A 17,669-nucleotide genomic window follows, 5' to 3' on the forward strand; every position below is an offset into this window, starting at 1 on the left:
CAGGAAGATGAGCGTTACGACCAAATGAAATTGGGACTGTAGCCGCCTTTAGGCGGCTCAAGGGTTACCAGCGCCTTTGAGGCGCCCCAGCAATAAACCTCCGGCTTTGCCGGAGGTAATTTAATTGTTGTCGGTAAAATAATAATAGCTCTGCAAAAAAGCGTCAGCAACCAAATTTGTGCCATTTACCTGACAAAATACAAAAAAATGTTTTGTGGGTAAGTAAGTAGGTAAATTCAAAAATGGCCTGTATTTACAATGATCCTGTATTCCACCGTCTCCGCCAGCAATACTGAAAAAGCCTCTGGGTAACCAGGGGCTTTTTCTTTTTTTGATCCCTCCACATGCCATCCAATACGCCATTCCTGGTTAAGTCTGATGGGTTTCAAACGGAATGAAATCACGCTTGGTATCTTCCTGCAGAATGACACATATATCGTCGATTTGCTCTTAAGTTTGTTTCGCTTTGCTATATGACTTATATCCATTGCGACTCTCGTTTGGTGCGCAATCCTGAGTTGCTTGTTGAGTAAGGCCAGAACTCGCTGACGTGGTTTTGCCATATGGCATTTCGGGCGTGCACATTCGTGACCAGCTTTCAGCCTGGTTTGACATTGCGCACCGATGGATTTGTATTAAAAACACAACGACAATCCAGCCGCAATTAAAATATTTCCACTGATTGTTAAAAACTTAAGAAATTAGAGTATAGTGAAGTTGAAATTGTAAAAAAAACAATTAAAAATATAAACAGCTGGCGGCTCTGCCAGACTGCTTCCAGGTTTATCGCACCCCAACTTTCTTGAAATGGAACCGAGATGAAATTCCTTTCTATGATAGGCGGTAGTCTCGCCCCCATATTACTCATGCTTGCCGCTCAGGCTCAAGCCCAGACTGCGCCGGATAATCTGGCTGCTGGGCGTTGTGAACGCGTCGTCACGGCGGATGTTGTGGTGATAGACCAGGCTATGATGATCAATCGCCTGGGCACGTCGCAACCTGGTGGCATGGTGTATGCGCTGCGGGGGGATGTGGTTGCAATCAGCGGTAGCGTGCCGGGGCCGGGCAATGCGCAATTGCGGTCAGGCAAGCGGCCGCGGCCCATGGTTTTGCGGGCAAATGTGGGTGACTGCCTGGTGGTCAATTTCCAGAACTGGCTTAAACCCGCCAGTGTCAATCCCAATCCGGTGACAAAAAACGCGTCTGTCCATGTGGCGGGTATGGAGGCTGTCTCATCCATCAAGGATGATGGCAGCTTTGTTGGCAATAACGCGGTTTCGCCCTCAGGTAATGACAGTGGCATCATCGCCCCGGGCAGGGCCATGAGCTATCGTTTGTATGCGGCGCAAGAGGGCAGCTTTTTGCTGTACAGCATGGCAGGGCAGGAGCAACTGACGTATGGCTTGTTTGGTTCTGTCAATGTGCAGCCACGCGGCTCGGAATGGTATCGCAGCCAGGTTACGCAGGCGGAGATGCAGCAGGCATCGGGTACCAGTGCGACTGGCTACCCTGTGATCAATTATGATGCGCTGATACCCGGCAGCAGCAAGCCAGTGTTGAAGATGCTGGATGCCAGGAATAACATCGTTCACAGTGACCTGACGGCCATCATCACCGGGCCTAACCATGGCTCCTTCACATTCAGCGGCACACGTAATCCATCTTATCCGAATCCGGAATCTCCTTACCGCGAAGTGACTGTGATGTACCATGAGTCGTTCACGCTGGTGCAGGCATTTCCACAACTGGCCGATCAAACTAATGTACTCAGTGGTGCCAGTGATGCGTTTTCCATCAACTACGGTTCGGCAGGTATTTCTGCAGAAATTCTCGCGAACAGGCTCAAGGTCGGGCCGACTGCTGATTGCCCTGAGTGTAAATTTGAAGAATTTTTCCTGAGCTCCTGGGCTGGTGGTGATCCCGCCATGGTGGTGGATAATCCTGCCAACCTGACCTGCTCGCCCCAGCCTTGCACACCGCCCAAGGCGACCAAGGCTTTCTATCCGGATGATCCGTCAAATGTGTATCATACCTATCAGGGTGACCGTGCCCGCTTTCGTGTCTTGCATGCGGGGCAGGGTATCTTCCATGTGCATCACCACCATGCCCACCAGTGGCTGTATTCACCGGACAGTGATAGCAGCAGTTATCTTGATAGTCAGACCATAGGCCCGGGTTCATCCTATACCATGGACCTGGTGTATGAGGGTAGCGGCAACCGCAACCTGACGCCGGGTGACTCCATCTTCCATTGCCATTTCTATCCGCATTTTGCCAGCGGCATGTGGGCACTTTTCCGTGTGCATGATGTGCTGGAACTGGGCACGCCGCTAGGTAGCGATGGCAAGCCCAGGGCCGGTTCGCGGGCGTTGCCGGATGCCGAAATACTGGCTGGCACACCCATCCCCGGCCTGGTACCCTTGCCAACCCGCGCCATGGCACCCTTGCCAGCGGCAGTGCATATTGATAAAGGCCAGGTCAGGGTGACTGGCGCTGGTAACCCTGGATATCCCTTCTTTGTACCGGGTGTCGCAGGTCACCGTGCGCCACATCCACCAAATGATTTTGCGGTGGAAAATGGAGTGGCCCTGAATGGCGGCTTGCCTCGCCATCTGATTACCGGTGGCACGATTTCTGTCGATAAATATACACAGACTGACTTTACCAAAGAAATGGGCCGCATCAACGCCATAGAATTGCCAGAGCAGGGCACTGCCACCGAACAGGCGGCAATGAGCATGCATGAACAAAAATCAGTTGCAACCAGGCTGCCAGATGGCAGCCCCGCGCAATTCGCCATGAATGGCTTGCAGCGTGCACCCGGTGCTCCATTTGCCAACCCTGCCAGAGGTGCCAGCGTCACGCCGCCAGTGCGCATTTACAAGGGCGCTGCGATGCAGACTGACGTTGTGCTCAATAAAAAAGGCTGGCACTTCCCGCAGCAACGCATACTTGCCTTGTGGCAGGATGTGAAACCGATACTGAATGGTGACAAACCGCCAGAACCCCTGTTCTTCCGCGCCAACAGCAATGACGTGGTGGAGTACTGGCACACCAATCTTGTGCCCAGTTATTATGAGCTCGATGATTTCCAGGTGCGCACACCGACCGACATCATAGGCCAGCATATCCACCTCGTGAAGTTTGATGTGCTTGCCTCTGACGGTGCAGCCAACGGTTTCAATTATGAAGACGGCACCTTCAGCCCGGACGAAGTGCGCGCCCGCATCAATGGCATTAACCAGGCTGGCGGTATCGCCGTGAATGGCAAACAAGTCAGGCTGACCCCCAAAGCCATCGCCACCTTTGGCAATGGCCCTACACCCGGCAGCATGCAATGGGTGGGCGCGCAGGCCACAGTGCAGCGCTGGTGGGTAGATCCGGTGATGGACAAACAAAAGGCCGACCGCACTTTGCTGACTGTTTTCACGCATGACCATTTTGGACCTTCCACCCACCAGATGGTGGGCCTGTATGCAGGGCTGGTGGTAGAACCGACAGACTCGCGCTGGACTTCGGCAGATGGCAAAACCTTTTTTGGCAACCGCAGCGATGGCGGCCCTACCAGCTATGCGGCAAACATCCTGCCGCGCCAGGGCAAGGCCTACCGTGAATTTGGTCTGGCAGTGGCAGACTCCCAATTTGCCTATCTGCCAGCCAGCCGCACCAGCTTTGATTGCTATCCGGGTCAAGACCCGATATATAGCGGTTGCAAGCGCAGTGTGAATGGTACTTACACTGGCTGGGCAGATCCGCTCAATGGCATCAACTGCGTTGGCTGCTTGCCAGTTGCACTCAGCAATCCAACCAATCCACCAATTCCACCATCGACCACGCCCAGTATCATTGGTGGTTTTGGTGTCGGTGTATCGGTACTCAATTACCGTAATGAATCGCTGGCTTTGCGGGTGGCATCCGCTAATAGTGCCGTTAATTCCGGCACTGACCTGGCGCGCGCTTATTCATCGACACTGCGTAATGATGCACAACTGAACGTGCAGCCTGCGGGCGGTAGCAACATCAATCCGCGTTGCGTAAAAACTGCTACGAATAATTGCTTTAGCTTCCCAAGGCAGCCTCTCAGTGCGCAGATGGGTGGCACTGATCCTTTCACGCCTATCTTGCATGTCTATGAAAATGACCCCGTGCAATTGCGTCTCATTGATGGTGCATTGGTAGGTAACCATACCGTCACCGTGAATGGCAACAAATGGCTGTTCGAACCCTTCAACGCCAACTCTGGCTATCGCGGCAGCCAGACCATGGGCTTGTCTGAGCATTTTGAAAGCTTGTTCACCATTCCGCAAACCGGCAGGGCGCAGTCGCTGGATTATCTGTTCAACGCCAGCAATGCCTATGATGGCAATGTCAGTGGTGCCTGGAGCCTGATGCGCAGTTATAACAACCAGGTGTCATGGCTCTCACCTTTGCCTGGCAATTCCAGTATCAGGCCGGTGGCCACCACCATGCCCAACCTGCCCACTGATTGCACAGCGCGCGGGCCATGTGTGCGCCAGTTCAAGGTATCGGCAACGACGATACAACAACTGCTGGGTACCAATAGCCCGCTGCTGTACAACAGCCGCGGTGCCAGGCTGACGCATGGCAGATTCTCCAGTGACACCCTGAACGACCTCAATGCCATTGTGTATGTGCAAGACCAGGACCTTAACCAGAATGGCACCCTGAAGGCTGGACTCAATATCGAACCGCTGGCCCTGCGTGCTGCTGCTGGTGATGTCATCCGACTGCAACTGACCAACCGCGTCAATGCCAGGGCAGCAGTATTTACCACGCCTGAATCTGCCTCAAGACCAACGCTGGGATTTACTGATGCCTATGCCAACATCAAGTTGCTGCCTTCGACCCAGGCAGGCTTGCACCCGCAATTGCTGGCGATGGATGTCAGCAATGCAGATGGCATGAACGTCGGTATCAACCCGGTACAAACCGTGGCTGCCTGCAACCCCGCACCTTGCATAGGTACGCCGCCATCCATCATCTACACCTGGTATGCCGGTACGCTGCAAAACGACAATGGCGTCACCCGCGCCACACCAGTAGAATTTGGTGCAATCAACCTGGCACCGGCCGACCCGCTGATGCAGGCTTACCATGGCCTGTTTGGTGGCATGATCATCGAGCCTTTGGGCGCGAAATGGCAAGATGATCCAGGCACGCATGTTTCCAGCACGGTGTCGCCTGCGGTGGGTAAGCCTTTCCGTGATTTTGCGGTCTTCATGCAAACTGATATCGCCATGCAATATAAGGGCAATTCTCTGTATCAGCTTAAATCGCCGTTGATGGCGGTCAACTACCGTACCGAGCCTTTCTTTTATCGCTATGGTACCGAGGTCAACCCCAATCTTTCTGCCATCGACACTACGGCTGAGGTATCGAATACCCAGGTCAATGGTGACCCGCAAACACCGGTCTTCCGCGCCAATGCAGGCACGCCAGTGCGCTTCCGCCTGTTTGGCCCGCTGGGGCTGGCGGATAACCAGAATGTGTTTGAGCTGACCGGGCATCAATGGCAGTTTGAACCCTATACCGATAACTCGACGAGGATAGGTAGTAACCCTGCATCCTTAGCTACGGGTACGCAGTCAGGCTATGGCACGACATCGCATTTTGATGTGGTCGTCGATAAAGCCGGTGGTGCATTTGCAGTGCCTGGCGATTACCTGTACCGCAGTTGGCCCAATGGTCAATATAGCACCGGTGGCTGGGGCGTTTTCCGCGTCAGCCCTGCTGTAGCTGGTGCGACTGCAAAGGCAGTAACGACAGTGCAGGAAGTGTTTGCCGATGTCGTCGTCATTGACCAGGTTGTGTCCATTGAGGGTATTTTGGAAGTGACAGGCAGTGTCACTGTGCGCCCCGGCAGTGTGCAATGGGAGCAGGCTGACTCTGTGACTATCGTGGCGGACGGCAAAGAACTGGGCAAGGCCGTAGTTGACCAGTCAGGCCGCTGGCAATTCAAGACCAATGCCAATGCAGTAGCGCCGACCCTGCTGGAAGTGCGTTCTTCTTTTGGTGGACTGGCACAACACAGACCGGCAGCAGCTACCCTGACAGCGAGCAATAATGCGATAGAGTCGATAGACAAACAAGCCGTACCACCTGCAATACCACTGCAAAAATTTGAACGACGGAAGCGTTGATGGTGTACGCGATATTTGACAAACCTGTCTGTGCACGCAATCGCTGGCATCAAGCCCTTCTTGGGCTGGTGCTGGCGACTACGCTGGCGAGCGCGCATGTAGCTGTTTTTGCAGGCAGCGCCATTGCCGCACCGGTACCAGAAATTAGCACAACGCCAAATCAGGTAATCAAGGATGGCGTCTCCTTGCAACTGGACATGTCGCAGTCCATGCAGGAAGGTGCAGAAGCACGCTTCACCCTGAGCCTGCGCGATGCCGCCAGTGCCAATCCCATCCGTAATGCACGGCCTATTGCCTGGGTAGATGCGCAAAACAAGGCAGACGAAAACAGCGAGCAAGCCTGCCGCCGCAAGGTCGCCACCTTTATTGGTGGCGATTTGCTGCATGCGCCAGCGCTCAGTTTAAATGCCTATTATGTGCTGGCACTGAATGAAGATAATTCCATCTCCGTCATCAATCCACAGACCGGCTTTGGTGGTTCCAAACTGCTGACCATGGTGATACTGAAAGGCGTAGGGCAGGATTGGTTGCTGACGCCTGAGCAAAATCTCTGGGTCAGCCAGCCACAGGTGCATGAAGTGGCGCTGGTCGATACCCGCAACTGGCAAGTCAGAACCCATGTGCCCGTGCCCGGTCATCCCGGCCAGATGGCTTTGCGCCCCGGTGCGCAGCAAGTGTGGGTATTAACGGATGATGGTGTGACGGTATTGTCCGCCTCAAGTGGGCAACTGCTGGCAAACATCAAGACAGGGCAGGGCAGTCACGCCATCGCCTTCAGTGACGATGGCAAGAGTGCATTCGTCAGCAATGCCGCAGACAACAACATCAGCCTCATTGATGCAGGCAGCCTTAAAAAAACTACTGATATCGCCAGCGGCAGCAAACCTGTCGCCATGGCATGGTCATCCAAGGCGCAACTGCTGTATGTCGTACATGAAGCTGATGGCCAGGTGATTGCCCTTGATACGACAGGCAGGCAGATAGCCAGCATCAAGGCTTTGCCGGGTATCTCGACTATCCGTTTTACGCCTGATGGCCGCTATGGCTTTATCCTCAATCCGCAAAAAAACAAACTCGATTTGCTCGATACTGCCACCAACCAGATCGTGCAGGGTGCAGACATTGCGCACGGGCCAGACCAGGTCACGTTTTCTGATCGCATGGCCTACATAAGGCGACGTCACAGCGAAATCATGCAACTCGTGCCGCTGGATGCCATCGCACATAATATACAGGCCGGGCAGCCACTGGCGCTGGCATCTGTCAGCTATGGTCAAAAAGCCCCGGACCTGGGGCGCAGCACAGGTAGTCTGGCAGACACCACGGTCATGGTGCCAAATGGCGCAGCTGCTTTGCTGGCCAACCCGGCTGACCGTACCATCTATTACTATCAGGAAGGCATGAGTGCACCCGCAGGCAGCTTCCGCAATTACGGACATGAACCACGTGCCGTGCTGGTGCTGGACCACAGCTTGCAAGAACGCCAGCCCGGTCTGTACCAGGCCAGCGCCCGTTTGCCCAAGGCTGGCAATTACCAGGTCGTGTTTTATCTTGACTCACCCAGGATGCTGCATTGTTTTCCGATCACGGTGCAGGCTGATCCGTCCAAACCACCTGCAACGCGTTATGCCGTGACACTGGCTGGCACCACGCCCACCTTGAGCAAAGGTGAAAACCAGAATTTGCAATTCGCTATCCGCGATGCAATCAGCGGCCAGACCCAGACAGGCATTCCTGATTTGCAGGTACTGCTTTTCAATACGACGGGAACACAACTGCAAGTCGACGCGCATGAACAAAAAAACGGTGACTATGCCATTAGCTTTGCGCCGCCCGTCAGCGGACATTACTATGTCTATTTTCAGGCAGCGTCGCTGGGCATGAGCTGGAATCAGTCGGCACGACTGGTGCTGACGGTGAAATAAAGACTTACTGTGGGATTTAATATGAAGCAAGTCATCAAACAGGTGTTGAAGATGTTGAAGTTGTCGAAGATGTCAAACAAAGCGCTGCTATTCATGATGTGCCTGTTCGTGGCAATGCCATCTGCGCAAGCCGCCATGCGTCCCATACCTGAAGCCCAACTGGTAAATCAGGATGGCAAGAACGTCGCCTTCTATCGTGACCTGGTGCAAGGCAAGACAGCGGTCGTCAATTTTATCTTTACTTCCTGCACCATGATCTGCCCCACCCAGACCGCCACCTTGCGCCAGGTGCAGCGTGACCTGGGCACGCGGGTAGGGCGCGATGTGGTTTTCATCTCCATCAGCATAGACCCGAATACCGACCAGCCGCCACGTCTGAAAGCCTTTGCCAGACAATTTGAGGCCGGCCCTGGCTGGCAGTTTTTGACGGGTAATAAATCCGTCGTCGATAAATTATTACGCTCCCTCAATGCCGGTGTCGGCGACATCAGTAATCACAGCGGCTTGGTGCTGGTCATCAATGAAAAAAAACAGACCTGGCAACAACTCGCCAGCATGCCCGAGGCCAAACTGATCCAGACTACGATAGAACAGGTAGCCGGGCCTGACCCTGCCATGCAGTCAGCCAATAGCCGCTACTTCCCCAATTTGCCCCTGCAAACGCAAGATGGCAAAACCGTGCACTTTTTTGATGATGTCATGAAAGACAAGGTCGTACTCATCAATTTCATCTTCACGACCTGCCCAGGCATCTGTTCACCCATGACCGCCAATCTGGCAAAGGTACAGCCCTTGCTGGACCCACGCGTGCAAATGGTCAGCATCACCGTCGATCCTGACACGGATACCCCACAGGTATTGAAGGATTTTGCCAGCAAATTCAAAGTGCGCCCCGGTTGGTTATTCTTGACCGGCAGCGCAGAGAATATCAGCGCGGTCGCTAAAAAACTCGGTGGCAGTGGCGAAGACAAAGATGCCCACAGCGGCATTTTATTGGCTGGCAATGTACAGACCGGTGACTGGAAAAAAATCTATGCGACTGCCAGGCCAGAAGATATTGCCCTAGCCGTAGGAAAGCTGTTGCCTGTACGATGATGGCAAGGCTTTGGGTTGCACTTGCTGCTTTGCTCTGCCTGTTCTGCACAGACCTTGCCAGGGCTGACGATCAGGCCTGGCAACGCGGCCAGGTCATGTACCACAAGGGGTGGAACGGTCAGGCCGCTTGCGTGCGCTGTCATGGCAACCAGGGCCAGGGCAAAGAAGAGGGTGGCTTGCAAGCCCCGCCCTTGGCAGGCAAGCCAGACCGTCAGCACCTGCAACGCGCCTTGCTTGACGGCGTGGGCAGCAATGGCCAACTCTTGCATCCACTCATGCCCCGCTATCACATCGATGCCGCAGGCCTCGATGATTTGCTCGCGTACCTTAGTGTCATCGGCAAGGACACGCCCGGCCTTACTGACACCGTACTACGTGTCGGTGTCTCTTTGCCTGATAATGTCTATGGTGCCGCCATACAGGCAGGTTTGAACAAGGCTTTTGATCAGGTCGCCAATGGCGTATATGGGCGCAAACTGGAACTGCTTGTCAATCCAGCACCTGACCAGGTGTTTGTCGAAGTCGCCAGCTTGCAAAGCGGCGTGCAGGCAGCGTCCAGTTCCAGGATTGAAGTGAACCTGCTGTCAGTCATCGGCCCTTTGCCGGCACCAGGTCTTGCCAGTTTTTCTGACACGCTTACAGTAAACAGCTTCCATCTCTTGCCGCCAGTACGTGAACAAGTCAGCGCCTTGCTGGTACAGGCTGCACTGGATGCTCGTGACGTAGCTAGCAACAATAGAGCGACACAACAACTGACCCTGATCTATGATCAGGGCAATGATCCCGCCTTGCATGTATTGCTCAAAGAGTTGCGACAGCAAGCGCGAGACAATCACCAGTCACTACGTGAGCAAATATGGTCTGCCAAGGCCCGCCAGCCCGGTGAAGCAGTGATTTACCTGGGTAGCCCGGCCAACTTGCGTGAAGTACTTGCCGCCACTGGTGAAGGCCTGGTATATGCGAGTGCCATTCACACAGGTCCCGCCAGCCTGCAACTACCACCCGCACAAGCAGCCCGCCTGCGTCTGTTGTTACCATGGCGTACCAGCAGCCCGGTGTTTGACCTGCCTGCTGCCTATAGCGATGCGGCCAGTGCAGCAGCTATGGTATTGATAGAGACACTTAAACGCAGTGGTCGCCAGCTTGGTCACGCAGAACTGCTGCAACAACTGAACCAGCTCAGAGATTTTACTATTCCTGAATTTGGCGTAATAAGTTTTCACTCTGGCCAACACCACGGCAGCCGTGGCGGGCAATTACTCGCTGTGGATGTGGAACATGGCATATTCAAAGTGCTGCGTCGCTGGTAAGCATCAATGTATGTCGATATTTGCAATCGTTGATCCAACAGACTGATGCAAAATCTGTTGATGTCGATTGCAGGGCGCATGGAAAGTTTGAGTATCACCAGTAAAGATTGAACATCAAAACCGTCCCGGCGCAGGCAATGGAAATAGAGCTTAATCGAGTCTCGTGATCTTTTGCAATATGGGCAGTGCTTCGCCCAGAAGCGCCCGTTCACGGGCACTGATGCGTGTAGATAATACCTCGCTTAGCCAGAGTGTGCGGGCCTTGCGGGCAGCGGCATTTTCTGCCTGGCCTTTTCTAGTCAGGGTGATGAGTTGGCTGCGGCCATCTTTGGGATCGGGAGTCTGAGTAATCAGGCTGTTTTCTTCGAGCTTGGCAATGACCAGGCGCATGCTTTGATGTTTGACGCCCCGGTTTTCTGCCAGGGTGGCAATGCTGGCAGGCCCATTGCGCTCCAGGAAGGCCAGTGTTTCTCCCTGGGCAGTAGTCGGCGTTCCCGTCTGGCTGCGGACGGCGCGGACGAATTTGCCTATGGTGTCGCGCAAATTTTCTGCCAGGGCTTGCACGCTTTCATGATCGTTCTCATGGTTGCTGTCAGTGACGATTGTTCTTTTCAAAGCTGGTTTCCTCCTGGTGCGATGATGGCGCATATTGCTGGTTTCGCCAAGTTTCACAGGGTGCGAACAAGCGGCATCATTGCTGCTCATGTAGGGTTGATTAGTCTGCGCGTAACTGTGCGAGTACTGCGCTCAGTGTATTGATGCCCCAGTGCTCAAGGTAGCGGCCATCTTGGATATGGACGATGTCGATGACGTCTATGGAAATGGATTTGCCAGTGGCAGCAATACCCAGCAGGCTTCCAGTGTGTTTTCCAGTAATGCTTTTTCTTGTGGTGACTTTTTCACCTTCGCACAATTGGTCATGTATCTGCACCTGCAAGTCGCTCAGTGCAGGTCTGAGTATGTGCTGGAAGGTGTTCCACATGCCCTCGGCGTTATTTGCGGTGCCGGGTGGGGCTGAATGATTGATGAAGCGGGTATCCATGAGCGCTTCGAAAGACGCACGGTTTCCTTCTTCTATGACTTCCTTGTTGAAGCGTTTTACGACTTCCTTGCGGGCATGATTATCCATGTGATCTGATGGTGAATAGTTGATGTTTATATTTTGTGTGTGGGGTGGCGAGGTTTTGCTGGCGGCTGCTGCTTTGACCATCAGCATGCAATTCGGGACAACAAGAAAAGTCGTGAAGTACCTTATGAATGCACGTCTTTGCATTATTTACTCTTGTATGAAATACGTTTGGAAAAAAGCCGTTTTCTACTATCAGTAATCTTCATTTCGTCTTTATCTGAGAGTTGTCCGGGTCTCGTCCAATGACTCCCAGATGGGTAAAGCGGAAACCGATTGAATACTTCAAGCCGTAACCCAGGGCCCGGTCAAAACCTATATGCGATATCCATATCAAGCCGGCAGTGATTGCCAGCGGCGCAGAAAAGAAAATCCCGGACGCCAGCATCAACGTGGTGCCAGCGTATGAATGTGCAGTGTTGTACATGAGTGCGCCTGCTCTGGGGCCAGCCAGGTAAGCAAGTAGCGATAAGTCGGGCGCCAGGAAGAACAGGGCAAACACGCCCCAGCCTGCACCAAATTCTGAGTAAGCAATCAGACTGCTCAAAAGTACGCATACGCCTTCCAGGCGAAGGACAGTGCGTACACCGCCGGATACTGTGCCTGTCATAAATTCTCCTGTTACAGGTGATGGGGTAAAAAAATTATATACAGTCTGACTGTATAAATCAAGATCGATTTCGCCAGCTTGTATCAAGACGCTGCGAGCCCTGGATGTGATTGGGCTGGTGAAAAAGCTTGCCTCCTTGCTCATAAGCTGATTTTTCTTTTGGCAGTCTTTCACAATATTTGGTTTTGTCATCCGTCAATAGCAATATGCCTTGCATATGTAATTACAGGGCTTGACCGGCAGATTTCAATACAGCGGATTTAAGAAAGCGCAATACCCATGGTGAACAATGACAAAGAAATTCATATTCTCATTTCTGGCGCCAGCGTGGCCGGGCTCTGCAGTGCTTACTGGCTCGCACGTTATGGCTTCAAGCTGACTGTGGTGGAGCGTGCTCCTTATTTGCGTCCGGGCGGCCAGGCACTTGATGTACGCGGGCCGGCACTGGAAGTTGCCGATCGCATGGGGATACTGGAAGCCCTGCAGGAACACCGTACCAGACTGACCGGGATGTCGTCGGTAGATGCGGCGGGACAGGAAATTTACCGCAACACTGAACGCACGCTCACAGGTGGCCGCTTTGACAGCCCTGATATTGAAATCCTGCGCGATGACCTCTGCAAAATATTGTATGAGGCGGTGGATGAAAAGGTCGAATTTTTGTTTGATGACAGGATCATCTCCATTGCCCAGGATGAAAGTGGGGTCGATGTTGCCTTCGCCAATGCTGCGCCGCGCCACTTTGATTTGCTGATCGGTGCAGATGGCTTGCATTCAGGAGTAAGGAAACTCGCATTTGGTCCTGAAGAAGATTTCATCCATCGCCTTGGTGACTGGTATGTCGCCACCTTTGGCATGCCCAATTTTCTTGGCCTTGAGCATTGGGAAGTATTTTTTAACGATGAGGCTGCTGGTGTCGGTGCCATGCTAATGGGTTTGCGCAAGGATGCTGATGTAAGAGCATATGTGGGCTTCAGTTCTGCCGAGCCGCTTGATTATGATTACCGTGACATCGCGACACAAAAGCAAATAGTGGCTGAGCGTGTTGCTGGTGCCGGATGGGTACTGCCCCAGATTGTGGACCATATGATGCGCGCAGAAGATTTTCACTTTGATTCCACCAGCCAGATTTGCATGGACAGCTGGTCAAACGGGCGTGTCGTATTGGTTGGCGATGCAGCTTATAGCATTGCCCTGGCATCGGGGCAGGGCACAACTGTGGCGATGGTGGGTGCCTATGTGCTCGCAGGTGAGCTTGCCGTGCATAAAGATGCACTGATTGCGGGCCTGGCAGCCTATGAACAGCAATTGCGCGATTATGTACTACGCAATCAGGAGGTGGCGCGCGAAACCAATATTGAGATGGATACGATATCTGGCGAATCTGTGGAGCCAGGCGAAACAGACGAAGCTGGAATTTCCAGCGCTCCACCAGACTTTGGGCAATTGGTGCAGCCCTTCAATCTCAATGACTATGCAGGGTTTGTAAAATGAGTGACACGACTATATCTACAACAAAAAAATCTGCAGGCATGTTTGAGTCGATGATGCTCAAGATGTTCACGCACAGCGCAAAGATCATGGAGGTAGAAGAACTTGGTCCGGCCTTTCGCATCATTACTCTTGCTGGTGATGCCTTGCGCGATCTTGCCTGGACGCCCGGTGACAAGATACAGATACAGTTTGGTGGATGGGTGCAGCGCACCTATACGCCTATGAACTGGGATGCCAAGTCTGGCTGCACCCGCATCCTGGTCTATCTGCATTCTGACAGCCCAGGCGTGCAATGGGCGCGTGCCGCACGCCCGGGTGATGAATGTGTTTTCTTTGGACCACGCAAGTCGGTCAGGTTGGCGCATCCACAAGCAGGTGTCCTGTTTTTTGGGGATGAAACATCATTGGGATTGGCGGTGGCATTATCCAGTCAGGTCTCTGCTCCGGCCATGCAGATGCTGTTCGAAGTGTCTGTACCCGCCGATGCGATGGCCGTTATTGATCGGCTAAATATGGGCGGAGCCCAGCTTGTCGCCCGTCTTGGCAGCGATGCGCATTTCACCGCACTGGAAGAGCGCATGGCAGCCTTGCTGCAAGAACACCCGGGCGCTGACATAGTGCTGACAGGCAAAGCTGCTACTATCCAGTGCATGCAGCGCTTGTTAAAGCATCACGGTGTTGCCGCTTCAAAGCGGCAGTCCAAGGCTTATTGGGCTACTGGCAAGACCGGGCTGGACTGAATCAGCCTGTTGCTGCACATGTCAGAAAGTTGAAGGGCGCAAGCGCAGGGCCGTGGATGGGAATAGTGTCTCTTTTTTATGTATTTCTTCCAAAGTCACAGATATTTGTTAGTATTCATGGCGACTATAATTGTTTTGAGTGCAAGATATCTGTCAGGCGCGTCGCCAGACATTGCCAGGCTTACTCTTGAAATAGCGTATGCAACAATCGGTGTCGGCGTGAGTTTTGTCAGCTGGTCAGTCTTGCGGGCAGCGCTTATGAGGTGATCAGAGACGCTATCCTTGCGAACCAGTTCCATGAATCTGATTTTCGTTCGCATGAGATGTATAGCATGCAGGTACACATTACCTGCACAAAAACAATGCCGACCTTATTCCTGCCCTGACTGCACAGTTACACCGTCTCAAAGCCAATCAGGCTACCGTACTGGATGGCATGCGTGCAGGCAGGTGGAAAGAATTTCCCCGGCAGAGAAGCCAGTATTCATTTCATGTACAAGTGCAGTGAAAGTGATTACATTAAGCAATGGCGAGGGTAGAGTAGTAGTCTTCAAATCTTCAGGATAGCGGCTTGTTGTGCTTGCCGTGCTTGTTGAATCAGGAATAAACCACTTATAAACCATTTATGGGGGAGTATTCATGTCTGCAGATAGCAAAAAATTTCGTTTGATTACGCGCAGCGACTTTGATGGCCTGGTTTGTGCTGTCTTGCTCAAGCATCTTGATCTGATTGATGACATCCTGTTTGTGCATCCCAAAGACATGCAGGACGGCAAGATCACTGTCAGTGATGCTGACATCAGTACCAATCTGCCTTATGTCGAAGGCATACACATGGCTTTCGACCATCATTTGTCAGAAACCCTGCGTAATGCAGATGGTGGTGACAGGAAAAATCATGTGATTGCACCTGAGGCACCTTCCGCAGCCAGGGTTGTGTATGACTATTATGGCGGCCTCAAGGTATTCCCGGCATCCTGGGACAGCATGATGGCAGCTGTCGATAAGGGAGATTCGGCACAATTCAATCGCCAGGAAGTTTTGCACCCACAAGACTGGGATTTGCTCAATTTTCTCATGGATGCCCGTACTGGCCTCGGGCGCTTTCGTGACTTCAGGATATCGAACTATAACCTGATGATGAAGCTCATAGACCTGTGCAAAACCCAGAGTATCGCCGACATCATGCAAGACCCGGATGTGAAAGAAAGGGTGGATCTGTATTTCGAGCATGAAGAGAAATGCAAGGAGCAAATCCTGCGTTGCGCAACCGTGCATAAAAACCTGGTGGTGCTTGATTTGCGCAATGAAGAAACCATCTTCGCGGGTAACCGCTTTCTGATCTATGCTTTGTTCCCTGAGACCAATATTTCCATCCATGTGCTCTGGGGTTTGAAAAACCAAAACACCGTTTTTGCCACCGGCAAGTCCATCCTGAACCGTAGTTCCAAAACCAATATAGGGCCATTGATGCTGGAATTTGGTGGCGGTGGTCATGAAAATGCGGGTACCTGCCAGGTCGCCAATGAACAGGCTGAACAGGTATTGGCGACTCTGACGAGCCGTATCAATCAGGATGGCTGAGAGTAGTACTTTTGCTTCAGAACGCTATCTGTATTCCCGTGGGCAGGAATTTGGCATACCTGCTCAGGGAATTACTGATATCGCTGGCCGCAATGCGGTAATAAAAATCCTCAGTACTTTCGCCAGTCTTGATTGCACCAAAGCGTTCATGGAATTTCCAGACTGACTCATTGCCTTTTCTTACATCAAAATGCGCGCTCTGGAAACCCAGCGCCAGTCCATAGTGATATACCATCAGGGCAGATTCTATCGAGCTGCTGCTGGCAGCGCCTGCTTGTATGATCCAGGAACCCCAGCAAAATGAATCTGCCTGCTGATCATACAGACGCACCGTACCTCTATTCTCACCCTGCATGTTTTGTATGATGAAGTAGATTTGTCTGTCATCGAGCGCATATTTTTCCAGCCATTGCTCTTGCGGTTTGATATCGGCTGAGGTGCTGGAGATAAAACGTGACTTTTGTTCATCCGTACGCAAGGCGACGATGTAGCTGGCGTCTGCCACGGTGGCATTACGCATGATCAGTTTATGGCCGGTGATTTTTTGCGGTTTTAAAAAAGCGGGCCCGCCTCCCAGCCTGAGATCGGCAAGGCGCTGGGCAATGCCTGCCTGTTGGGCGCATGCCTGTATCTGGGCGGCGATACCGGACGATGCGGACAATGCGGATGGTGCCGGAGTGGATGACGATGGTGAAGCTGGTGACATGGCTGATTCATCTGAGGTTTTCACGAGAGATGATTTTACTGTGCCGTTTGCCCTGCGTACAGGCAAACGGCAAGTTTGCCGTTTATTTTGCGACTGGCGTAGCATTCACGACGATGCTCTTGTAATAGATATGGCTGGTCGATTCAAAGCCGGAATCAAGGCCGAACAAGATCCACAGGCTGCCATCGGCTTCTGTCTTGACGTTCAAGGGTGTCATGTTGCTCAATTTTTTCTCCATATACGGCGCTTTGCCACAATCGGTGCTGGCATTGCCTATGGTACCCAGCACCTGGGCAAATTTGCCTGAGCCCGACTGGCCGCCACGGTCTATGTTCATGACGAACTCATCACCCTTTTGTACTGTCAAAGGCTCTGTTGGTGATGCGCCGCCAAAAAACCAGACGCTGTCACCTGGCGAGCCGCCTACGCCAAAGCAGCCTGTGGCCACATTGCTTACGATGGTGGCCTGAAAGCTCAGGGCGTATTCTGTATTCGGGGCAAAGCCCGAGTATTTCTTTTTGATGTAGATAAACAGGTCATCACTGCGGTTGGTGCCAAAGGTATACAGTCCCTTACCACTAAAAGGCAGGGGCAGGGTGCGGTATTCGGTGACGACGTCGGTTGGTTTTGTCTCGCTGCTGAAGTCAGAGGTGCCAAAGGCCCAGCCAGGTGGCTCGCTGCTGAAATCGGTATTGATCTGGACTGGCACTGGCTTGGGAATATAATTGGTAGTGCCGCCACAGGCAGCCAGCAGGGTAGTGACGACAGTCGCTGCGAAAAAATGCGTGAATGTTTTCATAATCAAGATTAAAAGAGAGTTGCCTGTTGGGGATGGTATGGCGACAGAGAATAACGGGCGGCAGGGATAAAGTCGTTCTTGAAAATGTCAGATAATTGTCTTTAATTTGTAAATCTTGA

The 17,669-nt window shown here is 52.7% G+C and carries 12 protein-coding genes; 7 read left to right on the plus strand and 5 right to left on the minus strand.

The window, feature by feature from the left end; translation table 11 throughout:
• Nucleotides 1-818 precede the first annotated feature (818 nt).
• The 4 genes from ACO0LI_RS19895 to ACO0LI_RS19910 are packed head-to-tail and all read left to right on the plus strand — an operon-like array spanning nt 819 to nt 10,491.
• On the plus strand, nt 819-6,161 hold the full coding sequence (locus tag ACO0LI_RS19895) for a hypothetical protein (RefSeq protein WP_423034749.1): 5,343 nt from the start codon (nt 819-821) through the stop codon (nt 6,159-6,161).
• Complete coding sequence (locus ACO0LI_RS19900) at nt 6,161-8,086, plus strand: YncE family protein (protein WP_423034751.1); 1,926 nt, start codon at nt 6,161-6,163, stop codon at nt 8,084-8,086. The genes ACO0LI_RS19895 and ACO0LI_RS19900 overlap by 1 nt, the downstream gene beginning before the upstream one ends.
• A 21-nt stretch (nt 8,087-8,107) precedes the next feature.
• Nucleotides 8,108-9,181 carry an SCO family protein gene (locus ACO0LI_RS19905; RefSeq protein ID WP_423034753.1) on the plus strand — a complete coding sequence of 358 codons (1,074 nt, stop codon included), beginning with the start codon at nt 8,108-8,110 and terminating at the stop codon, nt 9,179-9,181.
• Nucleotides 9,181-10,491, plus strand: coding sequence for a hypothetical protein (locus ACO0LI_RS19910; RefSeq protein ID WP_423034755.1), 1,311 nt, complete (start codon nt 9,181-9,183; stop codon nt 10,489-10,491). Before ACO0LI_RS19905 ends, ACO0LI_RS19910 begins: the two co-directional genes overlap by 1 nt.
• A 150-nt stretch (nt 10,492-10,641) precedes the next feature.
• Here ACO0LI_RS19910 and ACO0LI_RS19915 read toward each other — a convergent pair whose 3' ends face one another.
• The 3 genes from ACO0LI_RS19915 to ACO0LI_RS19925 all read right to left on the minus strand — a co-directional run bounded on the left by ACO0LI_RS19915 (nt 10,642) and on the right by ACO0LI_RS19925 (nt 12,227).
• Nucleotides 10,642-11,106 (minus strand): MarR family winged helix-turn-helix transcriptional regulator, encoded by a 465-nt coding sequence (locus ACO0LI_RS19915; protein WP_423034757.1) that lies wholly within the window; start codon nt 11,104-11,106, stop codon nt 10,642-10,644.
• Between the two features lie 100 nt (nt 11,107-11,206).
• Nucleotides 11,207-11,620 carry an ester cyclase gene (locus tag ACO0LI_RS19920; RefSeq protein WP_423034759.1) on the minus strand — a complete coding sequence of 138 codons (414 nt, stop codon included), beginning with the start codon at nt 11,618-11,620 and terminating at the stop codon, nt 11,207-11,209.
• A 202-nt stretch (nt 11,621-11,822) separates the two neighbouring features.
• Nucleotides 11,823-12,227 (minus strand): DUF4260 domain-containing protein, encoded by a 405-nt coding sequence (locus ACO0LI_RS19925; protein WP_423034761.1) that lies wholly within the window; start codon nt 12,225-12,227, stop codon nt 11,823-11,825.
• 279 nt (nt 12,228-12,506) lie between these two features.
• Between ACO0LI_RS19925 and ACO0LI_RS19930 the strand changes: the two genes are divergently transcribed.
• The 3 genes from ACO0LI_RS19930 (at nt 12,507) to ACO0LI_RS19940 (ending at nt 16,045) form a co-directional block, all read left to right on the plus strand.
• On the plus strand, nt 12,507-13,721 hold the full coding sequence (locus ACO0LI_RS19930; RefSeq protein ID WP_423034763.1) for an FAD-dependent monooxygenase: 1,215 nt from the start codon (nt 12,507-12,509) through the stop codon (nt 13,719-13,721).
• Nucleotides 13,718-14,461: a siderophore-interacting protein gene (locus ACO0LI_RS19935; protein WP_423034765.1), complete on the plus strand. Its 744-nt coding sequence runs from the start codon at nt 13,718-13,720 to the stop codon at nt 14,459-14,461. The genes ACO0LI_RS19930 and ACO0LI_RS19935 overlap by 4 nt, the downstream gene beginning before the upstream one ends.
• A 639-nt stretch (nt 14,462-15,100) precedes the next feature.
• On the plus strand, nt 15,101-16,045 hold the full coding sequence (locus ACO0LI_RS19940; protein ID WP_423034767.1) for an exopolyphosphatase: 945 nt from the start codon (nt 15,101-15,103) through the stop codon (nt 16,043-16,045).
• A 16-nt stretch (nt 16,046-16,061) separates the two neighbouring features.
• On the opposite strand, the gene ACO0LI_RS19945 is transcribed toward ACO0LI_RS19940, so the two are convergent.
• The gene (locus ACO0LI_RS19945) at nt 16,062-16,751 is read right to left on the minus strand and encodes a GNAT family N-acetyltransferase (protein WP_423034769.1); all 690 of its coding nucleotides are present in this window, start codon (nt 16,749-16,751) and stop codon (nt 16,062-16,064) included.
• Nucleotides 16,752-16,833: 82 nt separating this feature from the next.
• Nucleotides 16,834-17,550 (minus strand): hypothetical protein, encoded by a 717-nt coding sequence (locus ACO0LI_RS19950; protein ID WP_423034771.1) that lies wholly within the window; start codon nt 17,548-17,550, stop codon nt 16,834-16,836.
• Between the last annotated feature and the right edge of the window lie 119 nt (nt 17,551-17,669).

Origin of the sequence: Undibacterium sp. Tian12W, assembly GCF_049339405.1 — a bacterium.
In the GTDB taxonomy this organism is placed as follows: domain Bacteria; phylum Pseudomonadota; class Gammaproteobacteria; order Burkholderiales; family Burkholderiaceae_D; genus Undibacterium.